The organism is Pseudomonas sp. MWU12-2345 (assembly GCF_023242385.1).
Lineage (GTDB): Bacteria > Pseudomonadota > Gammaproteobacteria > Pseudomonadales > Pseudomonadaceae > Aquipseudomonas > Aquipseudomonas gingeri_D.
This window is the reverse complement of the sequence record NZ_JALLJA010000001.1, coordinates 170,612-189,387: the sequence shown is the minus strand read 5'-3', so window position 1 is coordinate 189,387 and position 18,776 is coordinate 170,612. Positions and strand designations below refer to the sequence as shown.

Annotated in this window: 20 protein-coding genes; 10 read left to right on the top strand and 10 right to left on the bottom strand. The window is 59.8% G+C overall.

Annotation, left to right across the window (positions count from 1 at the left end; all coding sequences use genetic code 11):
• Window positions 1-111: 111 nt before the first annotated feature.
• The 4 genes from M5C71_RS00890 to M5C71_RS00875 all read left to right on the top strand — a co-directional run bounded on the left by M5C71_RS00890 (window position 112) and on the right by M5C71_RS00875 (window position 6,347).
• Window positions 112-1,668 carry a rhomboid family intramembrane serine protease gene (locus M5C71_RS00890; RefSeq protein ID WP_248767040.1) on the top strand — a complete coding sequence of 519 codons (1,557 nt, stop codon included), beginning with the start codon at window positions 112-114 and terminating at the stop codon, window positions 1,666-1,668.
• A gap of 264 nt (window positions 1,669-1,932) precedes the next feature.
• Complete coding sequence (locus M5C71_RS00885; protein WP_248767039.1) at window positions 1,933-3,309, top strand: cystathionine beta-synthase; 1,377 nt, start codon at window positions 1,933-1,935, stop codon at window positions 3,307-3,309.
• Complete coding sequence (locus M5C71_RS00880) at window positions 3,306-4,484, top strand: cystathionine gamma-synthase (protein ID WP_248767038.1); 1,179 nt, start codon at window positions 3,306-3,308, stop codon at window positions 4,482-4,484. The genes M5C71_RS00885 and M5C71_RS00880 overlap by 4 nt, the downstream gene beginning before the upstream one ends.
• 147 nt (window positions 4,485-4,631) lie before the next feature.
• A complete protein-coding gene (locus tag M5C71_RS00875) occupies window positions 4,632-6,347 on the top strand; it encodes an amidase (RefSeq protein ID WP_248767037.1) in 1,716 nt (571 codons plus the stop codon).
• A gap of 131 nt (window positions 6,348-6,478) precedes the next feature.
• Here M5C71_RS00875 and lepB read toward each other — a convergent pair whose 3' ends face one another.
• The 5 genes from lepB to M5C71_RS00850 form a co-directional block, all read right to left on the bottom strand.
• A complete protein-coding gene (lepB, locus tag M5C71_RS00870) occupies window positions 6,479-7,147 on the bottom strand; it encodes a signal peptidase I (protein ID WP_248767036.1) in 669 nt (222 codons plus the stop codon).
• A gap of 83 nt (window positions 7,148-7,230) precedes the next feature.
• Entirely contained in the window at window positions 7,231-7,428 is a 198-nt protein-coding gene (locus M5C71_RS00865) for a hypothetical protein (RefSeq protein ID WP_248767035.1), read from the bottom strand.
• Window positions 7,422-8,327 (bottom strand): LysR family transcriptional regulator, encoded by a 906-nt coding sequence (locus M5C71_RS00860; RefSeq protein ID WP_248767034.1) that lies wholly within the window; start codon window positions 8,325-8,327, stop codon window positions 7,422-7,424. The genes M5C71_RS00865 and M5C71_RS00860 overlap by 7 nt, the downstream gene beginning before the upstream one ends.
• 6 nt (window positions 8,328-8,333) lie before the next feature.
• Window positions 8,334-9,536, bottom strand: coding sequence for a low temperature requirement protein A (locus tag M5C71_RS00855; protein WP_248767033.1), 1,203 nt, complete (start codon window positions 9,534-9,536; stop codon window positions 8,334-8,336).
• 76 nt (window positions 9,537-9,612) lie between these two features.
• Window positions 9,613-10,386 (bottom strand): SDR family oxidoreductase, encoded by a 774-nt coding sequence (locus M5C71_RS00850; RefSeq protein ID WP_248767032.1) that lies wholly within the window; start codon window positions 10,384-10,386, stop codon window positions 9,613-9,615.
• A 332-nt stretch (window positions 10,387-10,718) separates the two neighbouring features.
• On the opposite strand from M5C71_RS00850, the gene M5C71_RS00845 reads away from it, so the two are divergent.
• The 4 genes from M5C71_RS00845 to M5C71_RS00830 all read left to right on the top strand — a co-directional run bounded on the left by M5C71_RS00845 (window position 10,719) and on the right by M5C71_RS00830 (window position 13,311).
• Window positions 10,719-11,969 carry an outer membrane protein transport protein gene (locus tag M5C71_RS00845; RefSeq protein WP_247263135.1) on the top strand — a complete coding sequence of 417 codons (1,251 nt, stop codon included), beginning with the start codon at window positions 10,719-10,721 and terminating at the stop codon, window positions 11,967-11,969.
• Window positions 11,970-12,143: 174 nt separating this feature from the next.
• A complete protein-coding gene (locus M5C71_RS00840) occupies window positions 12,144-12,305 on the top strand; it encodes a DUF2986 domain-containing protein (protein ID WP_152739638.1) in 162 nt (53 codons plus the stop codon).
• 91 nt (window positions 12,306-12,396) lie between these two features.
• Window positions 12,397-12,876 (top strand): VOC family protein, encoded by a 480-nt coding sequence (locus M5C71_RS00835; protein WP_103496207.1) that lies wholly within the window; start codon window positions 12,397-12,399, stop codon window positions 12,874-12,876.
• A gap of 81 nt (window positions 12,877-12,957) precedes the next feature.
• The gene (locus M5C71_RS00830) at window positions 12,958-13,311 is read left to right on the top strand and encodes a VOC family protein (RefSeq protein WP_103496206.1); all 354 of its coding nucleotides are present in this window, start codon (window positions 12,958-12,960) and stop codon (window positions 13,309-13,311) included.
• A 3-nt stretch (window positions 13,312-13,314) separates the two neighbouring features.
• Here the strand turns inward: M5C71_RS00830 and M5C71_RS00825 are convergent, their stop codons facing one another.
• From M5C71_RS00825 to M5C71_RS00815, 3 genes are all read right to left on the bottom strand, one after another.
• Entirely contained in the window at window positions 13,315-13,830 is a 516-nt protein-coding gene (locus tag M5C71_RS00825; protein WP_247263136.1) for a cytochrome b/b6 domain-containing protein, read from the bottom strand.
• A gap of 466 nt (window positions 13,831-14,296) precedes the next feature.
• On the bottom strand, window positions 14,297-14,824 hold the full coding sequence (locus M5C71_RS00820; RefSeq protein ID WP_248767031.1) for a hypothetical protein: 528 nt from the start codon (window positions 14,822-14,824) through the stop codon (window positions 14,297-14,299).
• 56 nt (window positions 14,825-14,880) lie between these two features.
• Complete coding sequence (locus tag M5C71_RS00815; RefSeq protein WP_248767030.1) at window positions 14,881-15,687, bottom strand: hypothetical protein; 807 nt, start codon at window positions 15,685-15,687, stop codon at window positions 14,881-14,883.
• A gap of 602 nt (window positions 15,688-16,289) precedes the next feature.
• Between M5C71_RS00815 and M5C71_RS00810 the strand changes: the two genes are divergently transcribed.
• The gene (locus tag M5C71_RS00810) at window positions 16,290-16,568 is read left to right on the top strand and encodes a DUF3077 domain-containing protein (RefSeq protein WP_177099149.1); all 279 of its coding nucleotides are present in this window, start codon (window positions 16,290-16,292) and stop codon (window positions 16,566-16,568) included.
• A 198-nt stretch (window positions 16,569-16,766) separates the two neighbouring features.
• Here M5C71_RS00810 and M5C71_RS00805 read toward each other — a convergent pair whose 3' ends face one another.
• The gene (locus M5C71_RS00805; RefSeq protein WP_248767029.1) at window positions 16,767-17,108 is read right to left on the bottom strand and encodes a hypothetical protein; all 342 of its coding nucleotides are present in this window, start codon (window positions 17,106-17,108) and stop codon (window positions 16,767-16,769) included.
• A gap of 173 nt (window positions 17,109-17,281) precedes the next feature.
• Between M5C71_RS00805 and M5C71_RS00800 the strand changes: the two genes are divergently transcribed.
• Window positions 17,282-17,518, top strand: a complete 237-nt coding sequence (locus M5C71_RS00800; protein ID WP_103496201.1) for a hypothetical protein — start codon at window positions 17,282-17,284, stop codon at window positions 17,516-17,518.
• 72 nt (window positions 17,519-17,590) lie between these two features.
• On the opposite strand, the gene M5C71_RS00795 is transcribed toward M5C71_RS00800, so the two are convergent.
• On the bottom strand, window positions 17,591-18,523 hold the full coding sequence (locus tag M5C71_RS00795; protein WP_103496210.1) for a chemotaxis protein CheV: 933 nt from the start codon (window positions 18,521-18,523) through the stop codon (window positions 17,591-17,593).
• Window positions 18,524-18,776 lie beyond the last annotated feature (253 nt).

Genomic DNA, 18,776 nt, shown 5'->3' with positions numbered 1-18,776 from the left:
CTGTTTGTTACCCATCCTCGAGGATGAAGTCCAGTCATCTTTCATCATGTGGGATGAGCCTTGCTGATAGCATTTTGCCGCATACCAATAAGTCGACAGGAAGCGCAGAACATGGAGCGGATTGAACCCACGATGGTCTTCACCCTCCCCCCGGAACTCCCGGATATTCCGGGCAGCAAGCTCATAGGAACGTCCAGGGCCCGGTTCGCCGTCAGGCCCAAGCGAGGGCAACGCGGTGCTGTTCTGCGCTCCATGCTCAGGAAAGGAGAGCTTTGCATCACCGATGAGGAAGTCGTACTCATCAAGTCGAGTCGCAGGCTGTTCCGACGTTCCACCGAAACGAAACGGGTCATCCCGCGCAGCCAGATCTTTGATGCCAAAATCATCAGAAAGTATGTCTATTTCGACATTCATGGGCCCGACGGCATCCAACACGTCTTCCTGATCGCATCCAGCCGCAACGCAGCACAACAAATCCTCGAATGGCTCCCCGGACACGCAACGCCTGCCCATGAGGCCGAGCAAATAGCCTTGTCCAGCTACTCCGAACGGATCCTGACGCTGGCACCGATCACATGGGTCACCTACGGGCTGATCGCGATCAACGTGCTGGTTTACCTCGCGATGTGCGCGGGCGGTGTTGGTGTCATGGCGCAGAACTTGGCAATGACCGTCAAATGGGGCACGAACTTCGGCCCTGACACACTGACGGGGCAATGGTGGCGCCTGCTCACATCGGTGTTCGTCCATTTCGGACTGATCCACCTGATGCTCAACATGTTCACGCTGTACCAGATCGGCCGACTGGCCGAGCGCCTGTACGGAAGCGGCCGATTCCTGATGTTGTATCTGTTTGCCGGTGTCACCGGCAGCATTGCCAGTTTGCTATGGCATCCGATGATCAACAGTGCGGGGGCGTCAGGGGCGATTTTCGGGGTGTTCGGTGGACTGTTGGTGTTCGTACTGAAATACCGCCACGAGTTACCGAAGTCGATTGCCGTACAGCAACGCGTCTCGATACTGGTACTCATCGGGTACAACCTGCTCTACGGTTTTACCCACCCGGGCATCGACAATGGCGCCCATCTCGGCGGCTTGCTGGGCGGCGTGTTACTTGGCTTGACCCTGGCCAGGTCGCTCAACCCGACAGCTCGCACAAAAGTGGCGCTTGAAAGCACCTTGTTTTCCTGTGCACTGGTACTCGCCGTCCTGATCGCATCGGTTTACCCGTTGGCGCGTTCCAGCGAGACTGCCCGTGAAGAGATTCACTTCAGGGCACTGGTTCTCAGCCTCGGCCCGACCGAGCAAAAAACCATGAAAGAGATGGCCGCGCTCCTGCGCCAACCTACGGATACGCCAGGCAAAAGAGCGATGATAGCCATCGCCATCTCACGAGAGGTCGTCCCGCAATGGAACAAACTGTATACCGCCGTTGACAACGCCCGCCTACCCGCCAATTCGCCGCAAATCGTGGTCAAGTCAGCCATGCTGCGCTACTTCGACGACATGCGAAAAATGTGTCGCCTGAGCTCAATCATGATCGCGCGCGAGCCCACGCCGGATCCGGCATTGCTGGCCCAGGTCAAGACGCTCAAGAGTGACTCGATGGAACAGATCGCCGTGCTTCAGCGACTGGCCGCGGCCAACAAGCAAGGTGGACGTCATTGAAAGCGGCCATCCCCGAGCCTGCTGATCACCAGCGGCACGCTCAACGCCGCAGGGAGGCCAATGAGCGTATCACGGGCCCGATGGAACCTTGAACAACCCGATCGGGTGAACACATTCACCGTCACCAGTCTGTCCATGATTGGCCGCCTCCAGGTTGCGGCCGGGGCAATCCCGGCCTATGTTCCAAGCGATACATTTATCTGCAACCAGCCGCCCCAGCCTGCTGTCCATCCAATACGAACGCCCCCCGTAACGAGGTGACACATGCCGAACAACTCCCGCCCCGCCGTGCTCGAACTGATCGGCAATACGCCGCTGGTGCGCGTCAGCCGCTTCGATACCGGCCCGTGCACGTTGTTCCTCAAACTTGAATCGCAGAACCCTGGCGGATCGATCAAGGATCGTATCGGCCTGGCTATGATCGATGCGGCCGAGCGCGATGGGCGCCTGCGTCCCGGCGGCACCATCGTCGAAGCGACTGCCGGCAACACCGGTCTCGGCCTGGCCCTGGTCGGCCGGGCCAAGGGCTATCGGGTAGTGCTGGTGGTCCCCGACAAGATGTCCACCGAAAAAGTCCTGCACCTCAAGGCCATGGGCGCCGAGGTGCATATCACCCGCTCCGATGTCGGCAAGGGCCATCCCGAGTACTACCAGGACGTCGCCGCGCGGCTGGCGCGGGATATTCCCGACGCGTTCTTCGCCGATCAATTCAACAACCCGGCCAACCCGCTGGCCCATGAAACCAGTACAGCGCCAGAGATCTGGGCACAAACCCAACACGACTTGGACGCCATCGTCGTCGGCGTCGGCTCGGCCGGCACCCTGACCGGGCTGACCCGTTTTTTCCAACGCGTACAACCGGACCTGGCCATGGTCCTGGCCGATCCCGTCGGCTCGGTAATGGCCGAATACAGCCGCAGCGGCACCATCGGCACCGCGGGTTCCTGGGCCGTGGAAGGCATCGGCGAAGACTTCGTCCCGTCGATTGCCGACCTGTCCAGCGTACGCAACGCCTATTCGATCAGCGACGAAGAAAGCTTCGATCATGCCCGCCAACTGCTGCGCGCCGAAGGCATTCTCGGCGGTTCCTCGACCGGCACCTTGCTGGCCGCGGCGCTGCGTTATTGCCGCGAGCAAACCGAACCCAAGCGCGTCGTCACCTTTGTCTGCGACACCGGCACCCGTTACCTGTCCAAGGTCTACAACGACCAGTGGATGAACGACCAGGGCTTGCTGAAGTACAAGCACTACGGCGATCTGCGCGACCTGATCGCGCGGCGTTTCGAGGATGGCCGGGTGATCAGCGTCGGGCCGGACGACACCCTGCTCACCGCCTTCCAGCGCATGCGCCTGGCGGACGTGTCGCAGCTACCGGTGCTGGTGGACGGCCAACAACTGGTGGGCGTGATCGACGAATCGGATATCCTGCTGGGTATGCATGACGACGCGACCCACTTCCGTTTGAGCGTGTCCAGCGTCATGACCAACAAACTGCAAACCCTGGCCCCCACCGCCAGCCTGGCTGAACTGCAGGCCGAGCTGGCTCGCGGGCTGGTGGCGATTATCGCCGACGCCTCGGGCTTCCATGGCCTGATTACCCGCGTCGACCTGCTCAATCATCTACGGAGATCCCTTGCATGAGTCAGCACGACAAGTCCGCCGCCCCCCGCGCCTTTGCTACCCGTGTCATTCATGCCGGGCAGTCGCCGGACCCGACCACCGGCGCGCTGATGCCGCCGATCTACGCCAACTCCACCTATCTGCAAGAGAGCCCCGGGATGCACAAGGGCTTCGACTACGGTCGCTCGCACAACCCGACACGCTTTGCCCTGGAACGCTGCGTGGCCGACCTTGAGGGCGGTACCCAGGCTTTCGCCTTTGCCTCCGGACTGGCGGCGATTTCCACCGTGCTCGAACTGCTCGACGCCGGCACCCATGTGGTCTCCGGCAATGACCTGTACGGCGGCACCTTCCGCCTGTTCGACAAGGTTCGCCAACGCAGCGCCGGGCATCGCTTCAGCTACGTCGACCTGACCGACCTCAACGCCTTCGAAGCGGCGCTGCAGGACACTACGCGGATGGTCTGGGTCGAGACGCCGAGCAATCCCCTGCTGAGCCTCACCGAGCTTGCCGCCATCGCCCGCATCTGTCGCGATCGCGGCATCATCTGCGTCGCCGACAACACCTTTGCCAGTCCGTGGATCCAGCGTCCGCTGGAGCTGGGCTTCGACATCGTGGTGCACTCCACGACCAAATACCTCAACGGCCACTCCGACGTGATCGGCGGCATCGCGGTGGTCGGGCAAAACCCCGAACTCGCCGAACGCCTGGGCTTCCTGCAAAACTCGGTGGGTGCCATTGCCGGGCCCTTTGACGCCTTCCTCACCCTGCGCGGCGTGAAGACCCTGTCGCTGCGCATGGAGCGCCATTGCAGCAACGCCCTGGACCTGGCGACCTGGCTGGAGCGTCAGCCACAGGTGGCGCGCGTCTACTACCCGGGCCTGCCGTCACACCCACAGCACGAACTGGCGCGTCGGCAGATGCGTGGCTTCGGCGGGATGATTTCGGTTGACCTGAAAAGCGACCTGGCCGGGGCCAAGCGCTTCCTCGAAAGCGTGGAGATCTTCGCCCTGGCCGAGAGCCTGGGCGGCGTGGAAAGCCTGATCGAACACCCGGCGATCATGACCCACGCCAGCATCCCTGCTGAAACCCGCGCGCAACTTGGCATCGGTGATGGGCTGGTGCGCTTGTCGGTGGGTGTCGAGGATGTCGAAGACCTGCGGGCGGATCTGGCACAGGCATTGGCACGGATCTAAACCCCGCCGCGCAGGCCACCTTCAATGAAAGTTGGTGGCCTGCCGCCTTTATTTTAAACTGCGTTTTCCATCGGGCTGATTGAGTGGCCCAGCATCCCCTGTAATGCCAATCCCCATCACGCCCCCTCCGCAGTCGGCGATAACAACATGATCGAAGTAACCGAAGTTTCCATTGCCCAGCTGCGTGCTGCGCTCGAATCCGGCCAGACCACGGCGGTTGAGCTGGTCCAGGCCTATCTCGCCAGGATCGACGCCTACGACGGCCCCGACACGCCTACCGCCCTCAACGCGGTAGTGGTTCGCAACCCCGATGCCCTCAAGGAAGCACAGGCCTCCGATGCTCGCCGGGCCAAGGGCGAAACACTGGGGCCACTCGATGGCATTCCCTATACAGCCAAGGACAGCTATCTGGTCAAGGGGCTTACCGCCGCTTCCGGCAGTCCGGCCTTCGCCAAGCTGATCGCCCATCGCGACGCGTTCACCATCGAACGGCTACGCGCCGGCGGTGCCATCTGCCTGGGCAAGACCAATATGCCGCCCATGGCCAACGGCGGCATGCAGCGCGGAGTCTACGGCCGGGCGGAAAGCCCGTACAACGCCGGCTACCTCACCGCGCCGTTCGCCTCGGGCTCATCCAATGGCGCCGGGACCGCAACCGCGGCCAGTTTCGCGGCCTTCGGCCTTGCGGAAGAAACCTGGTCGAGCGGACGTGGACCGGCTTCGAACAATGGCTTGTGTGCCTACACCCCTTCCCGGGGCGTGATCTCGGTGCGCGGCAACTGGCCGCTGACCCCGACCATGGATGTGGTCGTGCCCTATGCCAGGACCATGGCCGACCTGCTCGAAGTGCTCGACGTGGTGGTAGCGGAAGATCCCGATACCCGTGGCGATCTGTGGCGAATGCAACCCTGGGTACCCATTCCGAACGTGGCCTCGATGCGTCCCGCGTCCTATGGCGCACTGGCCGCCGGCACCGATGCACTCGCCGGCAAACGCTTCGGTGTGCCGCGTATGTTCATCAATGCCGATCCCGAAGCGGGCACCAGCGAGGCCCCGGGGATCGGTGGTCCGACGGGGCAACGCATCAACACCCGGGCTTCCGTGATCGATCTCTGGGAAGCCGCGCGCAAGGCCCTCGAAGCGGCCGGTGCCGAGGTGGTGGAAGTCGACTTCCCGCTGGTCTCCAATTGCGAAGGTGATCGTCCCGGTACGCCGACGGTGTTCACCCGGGGCCTGGTGTCCAAGGAGTTCCTGCACCATGAGTTGTGGGATCTGTCGGCCTGGGCCTTCGATGACTTCCTGCGGGCCAACGGCGATCCCGCGTTGAACCGTCTGGTAGACGTGGACGGGCCGAAGATTTTCCCCCACGACCCCGGCACCCTGCCCAACCGCGAAGGCGACCTGGCCGCCGGCATGGACGAGTATGTGCGGATGGCCGAGCGTGGCATTACCCCTTGGAACGAGATCAGCACCCTGGCTGACGGACTGCGTGGGCTTGAACAGACCCGTCGTATCGATCTCGAGGAGTGGATGGATCGCCTGGGGCTCGATGCGGTGCTCTTCCCGACGGTGGCCGACGTCGGTCCGGCGGATGCCGATATCAATCCGCAGTCGGCGGATATCGCCTGGAGCAACGGCATCTGGGTCGCCAACGGCAACCTCGCCATCCGCCATCTGGGTGTGCCCACGGTCACTGTGCCGATGGGCGTCATGGCGGATATCGGCATGCCGGTCGGCCTGACCTTCGCTGGCCGGGCGTATGACGACTCAGCGCTGCTTCATCTCGCTTCGGCGTTTGAATCGACCGGGACCAAGCGCTTGATCCCGCCTCGTACGCCGGCACTGGCGACAGGTAACCGGTAACCGGGAGATGGGATTGGGGCCGTGCGGGCTCCAATCCCCTTTCAACCCTGGAGGGCTTTTTTCAGGTAATAACGCTGGTGTCCGGGAGGGCAATCCGGCAACCCGGTCAAATCCTGCGGCACGGGGTGACATCACAATATCGGCGAGCCAAATCGGCGAAATCGCGGCATCCAGTGATCCATGATCTCAGCCGATGCCAGGATATGGTGCGCATGCCCGATCAACAGCCGGCGTGGCACAAAGCCGATATACCTTGAGTCCGCGCTGTCATCACGGTTATCCCCCAACATGAAGTAATGGTCGGCAGGTACCACAACAGGACCGAAATTCCGTAAGGCGCGTACCGTCGGCATAAACTGAACGGAGCGCTGACTCTTGTCCGCGCGTTCGGTCAGCTTGATACCCGGGACAGATTGACCAGAAGCGATCGGCTCGATGATGTCCTGCGCATTCAGGTAGGTTGCAGGGGTACCGTTGACCCACAGCACCTCATTCCTCATTTCCAGCGTGTCGCCAGGAATACCCACGATCCGCTTGATCAAGCGGATGCCATCCTTGGGTGAGGTGAAGGTCACGACATCGCCCCGGCGAGGATTATCAATCTTGACCAGGGAGATATCAGTGAGAGGCAACTTGAGGTCGTAAGCCACCCGATTCACCAGCACCACATCCCCCTCAACCAGGGTCGGGCGCATGGATCCGGAAGGGATGGGATTCCAATCGGCCAAGGATGTGCGGAAAACGCCAAAGCACAGCCAGAAAATAATGGCGTAACGGTACCGGCTCAACCAACGTCGCATACATCCTCGCAATACAGAAAGGGCTGCAGAGAACGCTCCTGGCATCCGCCAAGCAACCCAGGGTCATTTTTTGCCAACGTTTACTACAGCGCAAACAGCTTACATGAACAGCGCAGCGACTGGCGATGCCGGGCGAGGTCAACGGGGTCGTCCTCCACACGGAGATCCACCGACAATTGCGGGTAGAACTCCACAAGCTTGAGCGCCAACCAACATTCCGCCAGGGAGAACGGCACGCTGACAATCAGCCGGGCGCGAATGAAGCCGCCTTCAATCAGCACGCTAGAAAAGGCTCGATCAGCGTCGCGAACCACTCGATAAACATGCCGAGCCGGCGCGAGCGCTGTCGCCGATCAGGATACAACACCGAAACCGTCATGGGTGCCGCTCGGTACGCGGGCATGACTTCAACCAGAACCCCGGCCTCCAGCAGATGCCGGACATCGAACAACGGCACCTGGATCAGTCCCAGCCCGGCACAGCAGCTGGCGATATAGTTTTCAGCGTTGTTCACCACGACCTGGCTGGGCAGTGCCCGGGACTGTTCGACACCCTCGAGGACGTATTCCCAAGGTAACTCCTGGCCACCAATGGTGGGCGCGTAGCCGATGCACAGATGACCGTCCTCCAGATCATTGGGATGCTCCGGCACACCCCATTCGGCCAGATATCCCGGGCTCGCGCAGTTGACCAGTAGCACCTGCCCCAAGGGTTTTACCACCAGGCTGCTGCTCTCTGGCGTGCCGAAACGAATCACGCAATCGACCCCCTCCTCTATCGGATTGATGGCCCGATCAGTGGAGCCCAAACAGAGTTGAAGTCCTGGGTAGCGACGCAGCAAGTCGGGCAATGCCGGGATGATCAGGCGCCGGGCGATGCGACTGGGCGCATCGACACTCAGCCGCCCCAAGACGTGCTGCTGATGGGTCTGGAACAGTTGGTCGATATCATCGATATCCAGCAGCACCCGCCGTGCACGCTCCAGCAACTGGCTGCCGTCGGCGGTCAGGCTGACCTTGCGCGTGGTGCGATGCAGCAGGCGCGTGCCGACATCCGCCTCCAGTTTCTGCACAGCCGCGGACACCGTCGCCCGTGGCAGTTTCAACACCCGCGCGGCCTGGATGAAACTGCCCAGCTCGGCCACCTGAAGAAAGACCCGGTATTGCTCAATTCTGTCCATAGGCCGTCAATGCTTGAGGGATGCGTGGGCGTGCCGGGCTCGATAGCGCCTGACCACGCGTCCTTCGATGACACACACCACCAGCATCACCGCCGTGGTCAGCCAGCTCATCATCAGCAGGTCCGTGGTATAGGCGACGGGCACCAGCGCCAGCAGTAACAGCAGCCCGGCGAGATGGGATTTGGGCACCACCCGATACACCACACGCTTGTACAGAATGCTGCCGAACAGGTAGATCATCGGACCGGCCACAAGGGTAATGGCATCGACCGTCGACAGCTGCCCGTCGGGATGCAGCATCACCAGATCGTTACCCACAGCCGTGGTGATGATCCCCGCCACCAGAATGGCGTGGATATAGTGAAAGTAGGCACCGATACGGCCCGGATCGTCGGCGCTGGTGATGCGCTGCGTGGCGTCCTTGCCGGCGGTCCCGAAGTACAACCACCACATCGCCAGGGTGCCGAGGAACGTCGCTCCCAGGCCCAGCAGGATGGGCATCTCCCAATGCCCGGTTTCGCCCAGGACCGCGCCGCTGGCCAGCAGGGTTTCGCCCAGGGCGACAATCACGAACAACTGGCAGCGCTCGGCCAGATGGCCGCCTTCGATGGTCCAGTCACTCGTACGCGAACGTCCCAGGCCGGGGAAGGCGAAACCGAACATGGGCGAGATGTACTCGCACAACACCGCGATCAACCAGAGGCCAATGCGCAGCGGCCCGTCCACACAGGCACCGGCCACCCAGAACGCTGCGGCCACCACCACCCAGCCGAGCATGCGTCTGAAATTGGACGCCAGGGGATGCTCACGGGGCAGTTGCAACACGATAAAGCCCGTGCGCCCGACCTGTATCGAGACATAGGCCAGGGCAAAAACCAGTCCGCGCCCGACAAAAGCCTCGGGGATGCTGGCGGCCATCAGCAGGGCCGGGATCATCAGGGCAAAGATCAGCCCCCGTATCAACGGCGTCTCGGGATCGAACCAGTTGGTGACCCAGCCGGTGTACTGCCAGCCCAGCCACACGGCGAACCACAGGACCAGGGTCTCCATCACCCCGACCCCGGTCAGATGATTGAGCAGGCCGTGACTGAGTTGCGTCACGGCGAACACATACACCAGATCGAACATGAGTTCTTCGAAGGTCACCCGCGCATGATGGCCGTCGCGATGGCGAAGCAAAGGATGAGGCGCGTGCTGGTTTACGCTCATGTCCAACCCCGTGGCCTGGTAGTGTCGGGAAAAAGTGTCAACGCGCCTTGCCGGGGTTGCAATGTTTTTTATCGACTCACTTGGTGGTGTAGCCGCCGTTGATCAGGATCGTCTGGCCGGTGACCCACCAGCCGTCGCTGACCAGATGGCGAATGAACGGCACCACATCCGCGATATCCGTCAGCCCGGTATGGGAGAACGGCGACAGAGCCGCTGCGGTTTTATGGTAGTTGACCGCGTCCTGGCCTTCAGCCGGGTAAAAGAACGGGGTGTCCATGGGGCCCGGGCCTACCGCCGTCACCGAGATACCGCGTGCGCCCAACTCCTTCGCCGCGGCCCGGGTGAAGTGCTCGACGGGGGCCTTGCCACCGGCATAAGCCGCATAGAAAGGCGTGAACGCCCCCAGCAACGAGGTGACGATGGAGCAGATCTTGCCGTTGTCGTTGAGCTGTTTACCCGCCTCCTTGATAAAGAAGAACGCGGACTTGGCATTGACCGCCATCATCTCGTCGTACTCGGCCTCACTGATATCGGACATCGGCTTTTTCAAGACTTTGCCGACAGTGTTGATCGCAATGTCCGGCCGCCCCACCGCCGCCACCGCATCCTTGAAGAGTTTTTCCACCGCACCGGCCGTGGTCAGATCGGCCTGCAACGCCACGGCCTCGGCGCCCAAGGCCTTGATCGCCGCCACAGTGGCCTCGGCGTCCGGCTGGCTGGCGGCGCTGTTGTAATGCACCACCACAGCCTTCGCACCTTGTTGCGCCAGGTCCCGAGCGATAAGCCCCCCCAGATTCTTGGCGCCACCGGCGACAAGCACCACTTTACTTTTGATGGAATGGTCTGGCATGGCGTAGCTCCTGGCTGATGAAAGTACGCCACAGTCTAGAGAGGCATTGCGCAAAGATAAGCCAGTGAAGGCTGGATGAACTGTCCAGGTATTACGACCAATCCTCAGTGGCGAGCGGAGAAAGTCTCAGAAAGATCCCCGCACCTGAAAAAGCCATGACTCATCAGCCACTTCTATCGACCGTTATCACAAACACCTATTTTCCATAAAACCCGGCAATTTCTCGTCGGATTGCCCTACAAACCGCTCTATCTCAAGCCATTCAGCCTATAGCATCAAAACTGAAACATTGGTAATTTGCGCCGCACGTGATTACCCCCAGAGTTCTAATAATGAAAAAAGTCATACTCAAGACCACACTCAGCCTTGCCGTTACCCTCGCCTCCAGCCCACTTTTCGCCAGTGGTATTGCCATCAACGAACAAAGCATCAGCGGGATGGGCACCGGTTATGCCGGTCGTTCTTCTTCCGCCGAAGATGCCAGCACCCTTTACGGTAACCCGGCCGGCATGTCGCTGCTCAAGCGCGACCAAGTCACTGCCGGCGTCGCGGTGCTGGATGCCAAGACCGATATCAAGAACACCAGCGGCGGTCGCCCAGGTGGCACCAACGACGGTGATATGGTCCCGTTCACGTCCGTACCCAATGCCTTCTTCGTCAAACAGCTGGGTAACGGCTGGGCAGTGGGTCTGGGGGCCTACGCGCCTTTCGGCCTGATCACCGATTATGAAAGCGGCTTTGCCGGCAGCAACTACGGCCAGAAGAGCCAGGTCAAGGTTGTGACCCTGCAACCGACGGTCAGCTACGCCATCAACGACGTGGTTTCCATCGGTTTCGGTCCGACCTTCAACCGTATCAACGGCGAGTTGAGCTCCACGCTGCCGATCGGCAACGGCTTTGTCGACGTCAAGGGCGACGACACCGCGGTGGGCTACAACGTCGGTGTGATTGTCCAACCGACCGACACCACCCGCCTGGGCCTGACCTACCATTCCAAGGTCAGCTACTCGCTGGACGGCCACACCAGCGTCACCGGCCTCACCGGTTTCAGGATTCCCGACGCCCGCTACAAGACCTCCCTGGATATCACCACGCCAGAGAACGTGGACTTCTCGATCACCCAGAAACTGGATGATCAGTGGACCGTCTATGGCGGTGCCACCTGGACCCGCTGGAGCCGCCTGCAAGACATCACCATCAACAACCAGGGTGTGACCGGCCCGCTCGCCGGCCAGCTCACCACCAGCACCGAACCGCAGAACTGGCATGACACCTGGGCGTCGGCCATTGGCGTGTCCTACCGGGTCAACAAGGAATGGGTCCTGCGCAGCGGCCTGTCGGTCGACCAGGCACCGACCAACAACACCGACCGTTCCGTGCGCATCCCAACGGGTGATCGCCGTGTTGTCAGCGTCGGTGCCGGCTACAGCCCAACCGACGACCTGACCATCGACCTCGCCGTCTCCTACCTCAAGGAAGAAGACGTCAACATCAACCTGAACAACCCGCAGAAAGGCTCCTACAGCGCCCAGTACCAAAACAGCGCATGGGGCTACGGCCTGGGCTTTACCTACAAGTTCTGATTCACGGCGAGCTTGAAGCGCTCGATTGTTGGCTAGAAGAACCTGCAAGGTCTGATGCAGGTTGATGAGAGCCCCCCACACCCTGCGAAGGTCAGCTTTCGCGGGGTGTTTTGTTTTCTCAAGCCGATCAAGGAGCTGATACCATTCAAGCATTGACAAGCCGAGTAGGAAAATATGAATCGTCAAAAAAAGCTGAAGCAGTTATTCAAGGCCAACGCCAAAAAGGCCAGTGCCAAACTGGCCCCCAAGAGCAAAAACACATACATCAGTAAAGCTGACCGATTGAAACTGGCGGCTGAAGCCGGTCAGGACCCCATCATCTCCCCTGAAAGCTGATCGATAACGGGCATCACGGCATGCTCGGTAATCGCTCCAATCTGTCATCGACTAAAATCCACGGACCATTCCCCAATCGTGGAGACTCAAGATGACCGGCAAAAACACGATTTGTCTCTGGTACGACGGCACCGCCCTGGAGGCCGCGACGTTTTATGCCGAGACCTTCCCGGACAGCGCGGTGAGCGCCGTCCACCGTGCACCTGGCGACTACCCTTCGGGCAAACAGGGCGATGTCCTGACGGTCGAATTCAGCGTGATGGGCATCCCTTGTCTCGGGCTGAACGGCGGCCCGGTGTTCAAACATAGCGAGGCGTTTTCGTTCCAGGTGGCGACCGACGATCAAGCCGAAACGGATCGCCTGTGGAACGCGATTATCGGCAACGGCGGCGAGGAAAGCGCCTGCGGCTGGTGCAAGGACAAGTGGGGGCTGTCGTGGCAGATCACCCCACGTGTATTGACGACAGCGATCGCCAGCCCTGATCGAGCCGCGGCCAAGCGGGCGTTCGAGGCCATGATGGGCATGAGAAAGATTGATATCGCGGTGATCGAAGCGGCGCTGAAGGGTTAAGCCGTACGACTCGGGGCCGGGTGTTTGGATAGATTGGCAATCCGACTATGCTGAACGCTCCTGTCCCATCTGGAGCCCGTCATGACCATCCGCCGTATCGTCGCCAACCTGACCAGCCAGCACCCCGCCGAAGTCGCAACCTTTTATAGCGAGCTGTTTGATATCGCCCCGGTGATGGACCACGGCTGGATCGTCACCCTGGCCTCCGACAGCCAGGCCCTCGCACAGCTGAGCATTGCCAGCGAAGGCGGTTCCGGCGCGCCAGTTCCGCAGCTGTCCATCGAAGTGGACAACCTCGACGAGGTCTTCGAGCGGGCGCAACGTGCGGGTTACGAGATCCCCTACCCGCTGACCGTCGAACCTTGGGGCGTTCGGCGCTTCTTCGTGCGTGATCCACTGGGTACGTTGATCAATGTGTTGCAACACAGTGGCTGAACTTCATAGCATCCGGCGCAGCACCGGGTTGCCTCGGAACTGATGCCGCACCACTGCGGCCAGGTGCAATGCCAGCAGCGCGACCAGCATCGTGCAGAGCAGATGATGCAGTTGCTGAACCTCTGCCAGGGCTGGCACCGAGTGAAGCAACTGCGGCAATGGCATGATCCCAAGCAACAGCACGGGATGGTTCATCATCACCACACCGGTCAGCAGTACGCCACTTACGCAGAAATAGATCAGGGTGTGGGTCAGCTTGGCGATGCTTTTCTGCAGGTCTCGGGGGCCTGTCGGCTGTTCGGACGAGGCGCTCAGGTATAACCACAGGCGCCAGGCAAAGAGCGGAATAAACACCGTGGTTATTTGGGGATTGATGCTTTCCACCCACTGGCGAACGGGGTGATGCACGGGAAGCAAGGTCACACCAAAGCCGCTCAACGTAGCCCAGAGGATGACCAGCGCGGAGATCCAATGCAGGTAGATACGGGTGGTCGTGTAGGGCTTGGGGGGTGATTGCAAGACGGGGTGGTCCATAAAATCGTGCGGCGCCGATTAGTAAGAAGGATTTGCATTTCTATTTGCATTACCACAGTACTATCCCGCTATGCGCACTGCAAGGGTTTGGGCGCCCTACCCTCAGTGTTTGCTGGGTTTGGATGCTCTGCGTCAATGAAATCCCTTCGCCACAATCGGTAATACTCCTGGGCTTGTCGCTGTGAAGGCTGGGCACTAGCCTTTGAATGTCGCTGCTCATTCAGCGACCGTGCCTGGAAACCCGGCAAGAAATCAGGCGCTCGACGCCTCCATGGATTACGATGGCAGGCGTTTTTTTGTGCCCGCTTATCTGTGTCATGGCGGCTGTGCGCGGGAGACCTTCGGGTCTGCCGGGGTCCTGATTTCCCGGTTTCCAGCCTGCGTACAGCTGCCACCCTTCGCCTGGAAACTGTCAGTACCGATGCAAAACTGACCCACCGAAACAACCAGCTTATTGCTCCTGTCTGACGAACCTAAGACACGCAAAACCCGTCTTGATGTGCAGCTGTTGAACGGGTTCGACGCTCTCCTGAGTCCCGATTTTTTTAATAACGCCAAGCCCGCAGTAATGTTGGTCTCTGGTAAAGATGGGCAGGATGCCCGTTCTGGACTCACTCCAGAAGCCCGACTTCAGGATGTAAGTAGCCCCTTCCTGAGGCGTGAAGGAAAAAGGGATTTGACACACGCTATCCGCGAGTACTCGTCGGTACGTCAATACCAGCTCTTTGCCCACGGCTACCGGCGCTTCGATAAGACCGTCAGTGTTTGGCAATGGCGTGAAGCCCGCGTAACAACCTGATTCGTTGAAGGTCATGGCGTCCAGGGTGGTGCCATGTTCGTATGCAAGACGAACCGTCGCTGAAGGTTCGTCCGGCCGGGGGAAGAGATACTGCTGACCCTGAAGTAGTGAAGTACAACCGCTGAGCGCAACCGTTCCAGCTAACAGCGTATACCAGAAAAACTTGTTGTTCCCGTCCATCAACCGCTCCCTGATACCTTTTGAGCAAGCTTGCTCGTGATAGACGCCAACCAAGCTCAACGCACAGGATAGGCGATCATCTCCAACGGCTTGGACTTGGATTCGACCGTATAACGACCTATCTTTACCGAGGCCGAATCGCCGTTGGCCGGCCAGATGGCGTCGGCCTCTGTCTGAACCTCTTGCGTCGACAATTCTGGCGCGAGGGTTCGCAGCAACGCATAGGTCATGCAACGCATCAGCCGGAGCTGCTCCTTGGGTTGCATGAATTGCTCCCCTGTCGTCCATTGTGCTTTTACAACCCTTCCGTCTTCGTCCTTGGAAAACTTCATATCAACAGCGCCGTCCTGCACAAACATGGATTGCTGTGTCTGAGTGCCCGGTATCGAGTACGTCCCGGCACGAACATCCCTGCACGTGAAGTCCTCTTTAGCCCGCTCCTCCATGGCCTGTGACATTTCCCGAGGCGTTAATTCGAAAGACGGTGGCCTGACAAAGCCGCAGGTATAGACAAATTCGACCTTGTCGGGCCAACCCAGCCCGGCGTCATGCACCCGGTGAACGACCGCATCAAGGTAGCGCGGAGGATTGATGGAGCTGCACGTCAGAATCGCCCGGACCGTCTTGGTGACGGTGCCGTTGTGGTCGCTACTGACGGCGTAAGAGAAACTCGCCTGTTCGCCGAAGTCCTTTTTCAAGCCTTGGAGAATCTGCTTGTTTTGCTCGTCTGTGAGCATCGATGCCTGTGCCAGACGGAGACCATGGTAGAACCTTCCAAGCTTCGACCAATCGACATTGAGCCAGAGAGCAGCAGCTGACAACAGCAAAAGGATAATCAGTAAGGTACGCGTCCTGCGAGCCATAACGGGAAACTCTGAAGAGGAGCGGCCTGTATTGGCCAATGGGTTTCGGGTGTGAACGGGGGTCCATAGCAGGGGCCGCATGCTACTAATTAGCCACTGCCGTATTCAAGGCAATTCTACTGATTGTGCTGGTCTGGATAGTGCAGCAATCCGACCTATGTTGAACGCCTATGCACCGCCTTGAGTCCGTCATGACCATCTTTCGTATAGTCGCCCACCTGCCCCCCCCGCCGAGGTCGCAGTCCTCCAAAATGCCTCCTCGCCACAATCGGTAATAATCCTGACCTTGTCGCGGTAGAGACCGAACACTAGTCTTCGGTAGTCGCCGCCTATTCGGCGACCGGGCTTGGAAACCCGAAGACATAGCGCACAGGCGCTACCGGTCACGATTACAGGCATTTTTCGTCTGCAACTTTGCTGATGGCATCAGTGCGTGGGAGGACTCAGGTCCTGCCAGATCTATGCCTCCAGCTTCCAACCTGCGTATATCGCCTGGGACGAATGCGGTGGCTCTCACTTAGACGTAGGAGCTTTACCATGCACGTACTCGCTTCGCTCGACCTTCACACCTCGGACACCTTCGTAATTGCTGGAGGTGTCCAATGAACGACTATCCCCCGATCAAGACCCTCGGCGTCATTACCTTTGCCTCCTGCGGCGCGGGGGATCAGGAGTTGTTCCGAGTCAACCCCGATATTCCGATAAAGGACGCCATGGAATACGCCTCCAATCTGTTTTACTGCGCAAAGCACTTGGCCTTGGACGCTGCCATGGAGAAGGATGGGGAACGTTATGCTTGGGCGTCCCACTACCTTTGTGAAATGGGCAAAGCGGTGGTCGATGATCTGAACCAGAGAATACTGTCTCGCCAAAAGGCTTAGGCTGAGACTGGGCAGCCGGCGGTAGCCTTCAGGTTGCCGCCCTCCTCCGGCGTTTCGTCCACCGAGTACCACCAGCAGGCCATACATTGCTCATCCCATAACAAAAAAAGCCCCACAACCGAATCCGGTGCGGGGCAAAAAAATGGGTCGGTTGCGGCCAACCAAAGGAGCGCGATAAAAAGCGTTTACACGCCGACGTCAGATGCAATCCTGAGCCGCACGTTCAAAACTCGAAGGCAGAAAGTTCGACGCCAGCAAATGCCGCTCGTAGACGAACACCTTGCCACCCGTCCCAGCCTTGTGGGCCTCCAGCACGTTGTCCGCCGAGACCTTGCTCGTCACCACGATCCGGTAGCTGCGCTGGGTCTGCGAGACGGTCGGGTTCAACGCGCTGTGCTGCAATTTCGGTACGACGCAGTCGGCGTATTGGGCTGGGGTCTTGCTGGTCTGCAAGGTCAGGCTCGGGTCGTTCGGCGCGGAGGCACAACCGGCCAGCAACAAAGAGCCCAAGGCCATGGCAAGCACAAATGAAGGGCGCATCAATCTCTTCCTGAAAATAAGCAATGTGTTCGATGGCGGCGATTTTCCGGTTATTGTCGACAAAGTAGAACTTGCGTTTCGTGATGGTGAGTATTACGTCTAGCAATAGTTGTCCGCCGTGCAGGCAGCGATACACCCCATCACCACAATAAAAGACTCATAAGGAGGTCTCCTTGAGAACATTCGACCTGATCCGCGACGCCGTTTTGCCCGATTTCCGTGAGCGGGTGGCCGACTACCTCGTCCAGTACGAATCCGTACTGCTGGCCGAAAGCCCGGCCGACCCCGAGCTTCTCCAGGCCACCGCCAATCAGTTGCGCGGCTATTTACGCGGCTTGAACACCACCCGGGTGCTGGGCATGGCGGAGTGGGAGGAGCTGGATAGGCGGGTGGTGAATACCTGGCTTTAGCGGCCAAGTATAAGTGGTGCCTCACCCGCACAAGGCCCACGGCCTCCTCCTGCATTGAGCGCCGACAGACGATCAGCCCTTCCCGACCGCCTGTATACGCTCAACCACGCGACTGGCCAGGTCATCGGGGCGAAACTTGGCCAAAAAGTCGTCCGCCCCGACTTTCTTGATCATCGCCTGGTTGAAAATGCCGGATAAGGACGTGTGCAAAACAATATGCAGCTTCTGCAGCCGAGGATCATTTCTCACCTCCGCCGTCAGGGTGTAACCGTCCATCTCCGGCATTTCTATATCGGAGATCATCATCAGCAGATCGTCCGCCGGCGACTTTCCCTCGTCGAGCATGCCATGCAGGTAGTCCAGGGCCTGGCGACCATCGTTGAGCGCTATCACCTTCACCCCCACCGACTCCAGGCAGCGACTGACCTGCTTGCGGGCCACGACCGAGTCGTCCACCGTCAGTACCAGGAATTCGGGGGCCTTGGCATTGGTCTGGGCATCGATCACCCCCAGGGAGATGACTTCACTGGTGGGCGCCACCTCGGACAACACCTTCTCGACATCAATGATTTCCACCAGCCGGTTATCGATCCGCGTCACGGCGGTCAGGTAATGATCGGAGCCACTGCCCTTGGGTGGCGGATGAATGTCCTCCCAGTTCAGGTTCACAATATGCTCGACCGCCGAGACCAGAAAACCCTGGGTCTTGGTGTTGTACTCGGTAATGATCACAAACGCCGAGGCCATGTCCTGGACCCCAGGCAAACCGGTAGCCCGCGCCAGATCCAGGATCGGGATGGAGGTGCCGCGAATATTGGCCACACCGCAGACCACGGGGTGGGACTTGGGCATGATATGCAACGCCGGACAGGGCATGACTTCTCGCACCTTGAACACGTTGATGCCATAGAGTTGGTGTTCGTCGAAGCGGAACAACAGCAATTCGAGGCGATTCTGCCCCACCAGCTGGGTTCGACTGTTCACGGAATCCATCAGACCTGCCATCACCACCCCCTTGAGCATTCAATTGCCAATCCCCGCCAACACTGGTCGGGAGTGGTTGGATATCGTTGGTCCGTCACCTGCGCAGTGCTTCCGAAATGCGTAAACGCAATCAGGCGGATCGCGCAATAGAGGCCGTGAGCACTGACTGGCGTTAAAAAATCATCGCTGCATGCGTGCCCCTCCACCATCGGTGCATCCCTATTTTTGGGTAGGGATAACAGGACATAGGGTAGGAAATTCCCTAGAGCGTAGC

Excerpts from the sequence above, each read along its gene's own strand:
- M5C71_RS00840 (WP_152739638.1), top strand. The coding sequence starts at position 12,144 with ATGAATCGTCAAAAAAAGCTGAAGCAGTTATTCAAGGCCAACGCCAAA.
- M5C71_RS00845 (WP_247263135.1), top strand. The coding sequence starts at position 10,719 with ATGAAAAAAGTCATACTCAAGACCACACTCAGCCTTGCCGTTACCCTC.
- M5C71_RS00875 (WP_248767037.1), top strand. The coding sequence starts at position 4,632 with ATGATCGAAGTAACCGAAGTTTCCATTGCCCAGCTGCGTGCTGCGCTC.
- M5C71_RS00810 (WP_177099149.1), top strand. The coding sequence starts at position 16,290 with ATGAACGACTATCCCCCGATCAAGACCCTCGGCGTCATTACCTTTGCC.
- M5C71_RS00795 (WP_103496210.1), bottom strand. The coding sequence starts at position 18,523 with ATGGCAGGTCTGATGGATTCCGTGAACAGTCGAACCCAGCTGGTGGGG.
- M5C71_RS00885 (WP_248767039.1), top strand. The coding sequence starts at position 1,933 with ATGCCGAACAACTCCCGCCCCGCCGTGCTCGAACTGATCGGCAATACG.
- M5C71_RS00805 (WP_248767029.1), bottom strand. The coding sequence starts at position 17,108 with ATGCGCCCTTCATTTGTGCTTGCCATGGCCTTGGGCTCTTTGTTGCTG.
- M5C71_RS00850 (WP_248767032.1), bottom strand. The coding sequence starts at position 10,386 with ATGCCAGACCATTCCATCAAAAGTAAAGTGGTGCTTGTCGCCGGTGGC.
- M5C71_RS00820 (WP_248767031.1), bottom strand. The coding sequence starts at position 14,824 with ATGGACGGGAACAACAAGTTTTTCTGGTATACGCTGTTAGCTGGAACG.
- M5C71_RS00815 (WP_248767030.1), bottom strand. The coding sequence starts at position 15,687 with ATGGCTCGCAGGACGCGTACCTTACTGATTATCCTTTTGCTGTTGTCA.
- M5C71_RS00890 (WP_248767040.1), top strand. The coding sequence starts at position 112 with ATGGAGCGGATTGAACCCACGATGGTCTTCACCCTCCCCCCGGAACTC.
- M5C71_RS00880 (WP_248767038.1), top strand. The coding sequence starts at position 3,306 with ATGAGTCAGCACGACAAGTCCGCCGCCCCCCGCGCCTTTGCTACCCGT.
- lepB (WP_248767036.1), bottom strand. The coding sequence starts at position 7,147 with ATGCGACGTTGGTTGAGCCGGTACCGTTACGCCATTATTTTCTGGCTG.
- M5C71_RS00830 (WP_103496206.1), top strand. The coding sequence starts at position 12,958 with ATGACCATCCGCCGTATCGTCGCCAACCTGACCAGCCAGCACCCCGCC.
- M5C71_RS00855 (WP_248767033.1), bottom strand. The coding sequence starts at position 9,536 with ATGAGCGTAAACCAGCACGCGCCTCATCCTTTGCTTCGCCATCGCGAC.
- M5C71_RS00835 (WP_103496207.1), top strand. The coding sequence starts at position 12,397 with ATGACCGGCAAAAACACGATTTGTCTCTGGTACGACGGCACCGCCCTG.
- M5C71_RS00860 (WP_248767034.1), bottom strand. The coding sequence starts at position 8,327 with ATGGACAGAATTGAGCAATACCGGGTCTTTCTTCAGGTGGCCGAGCTG.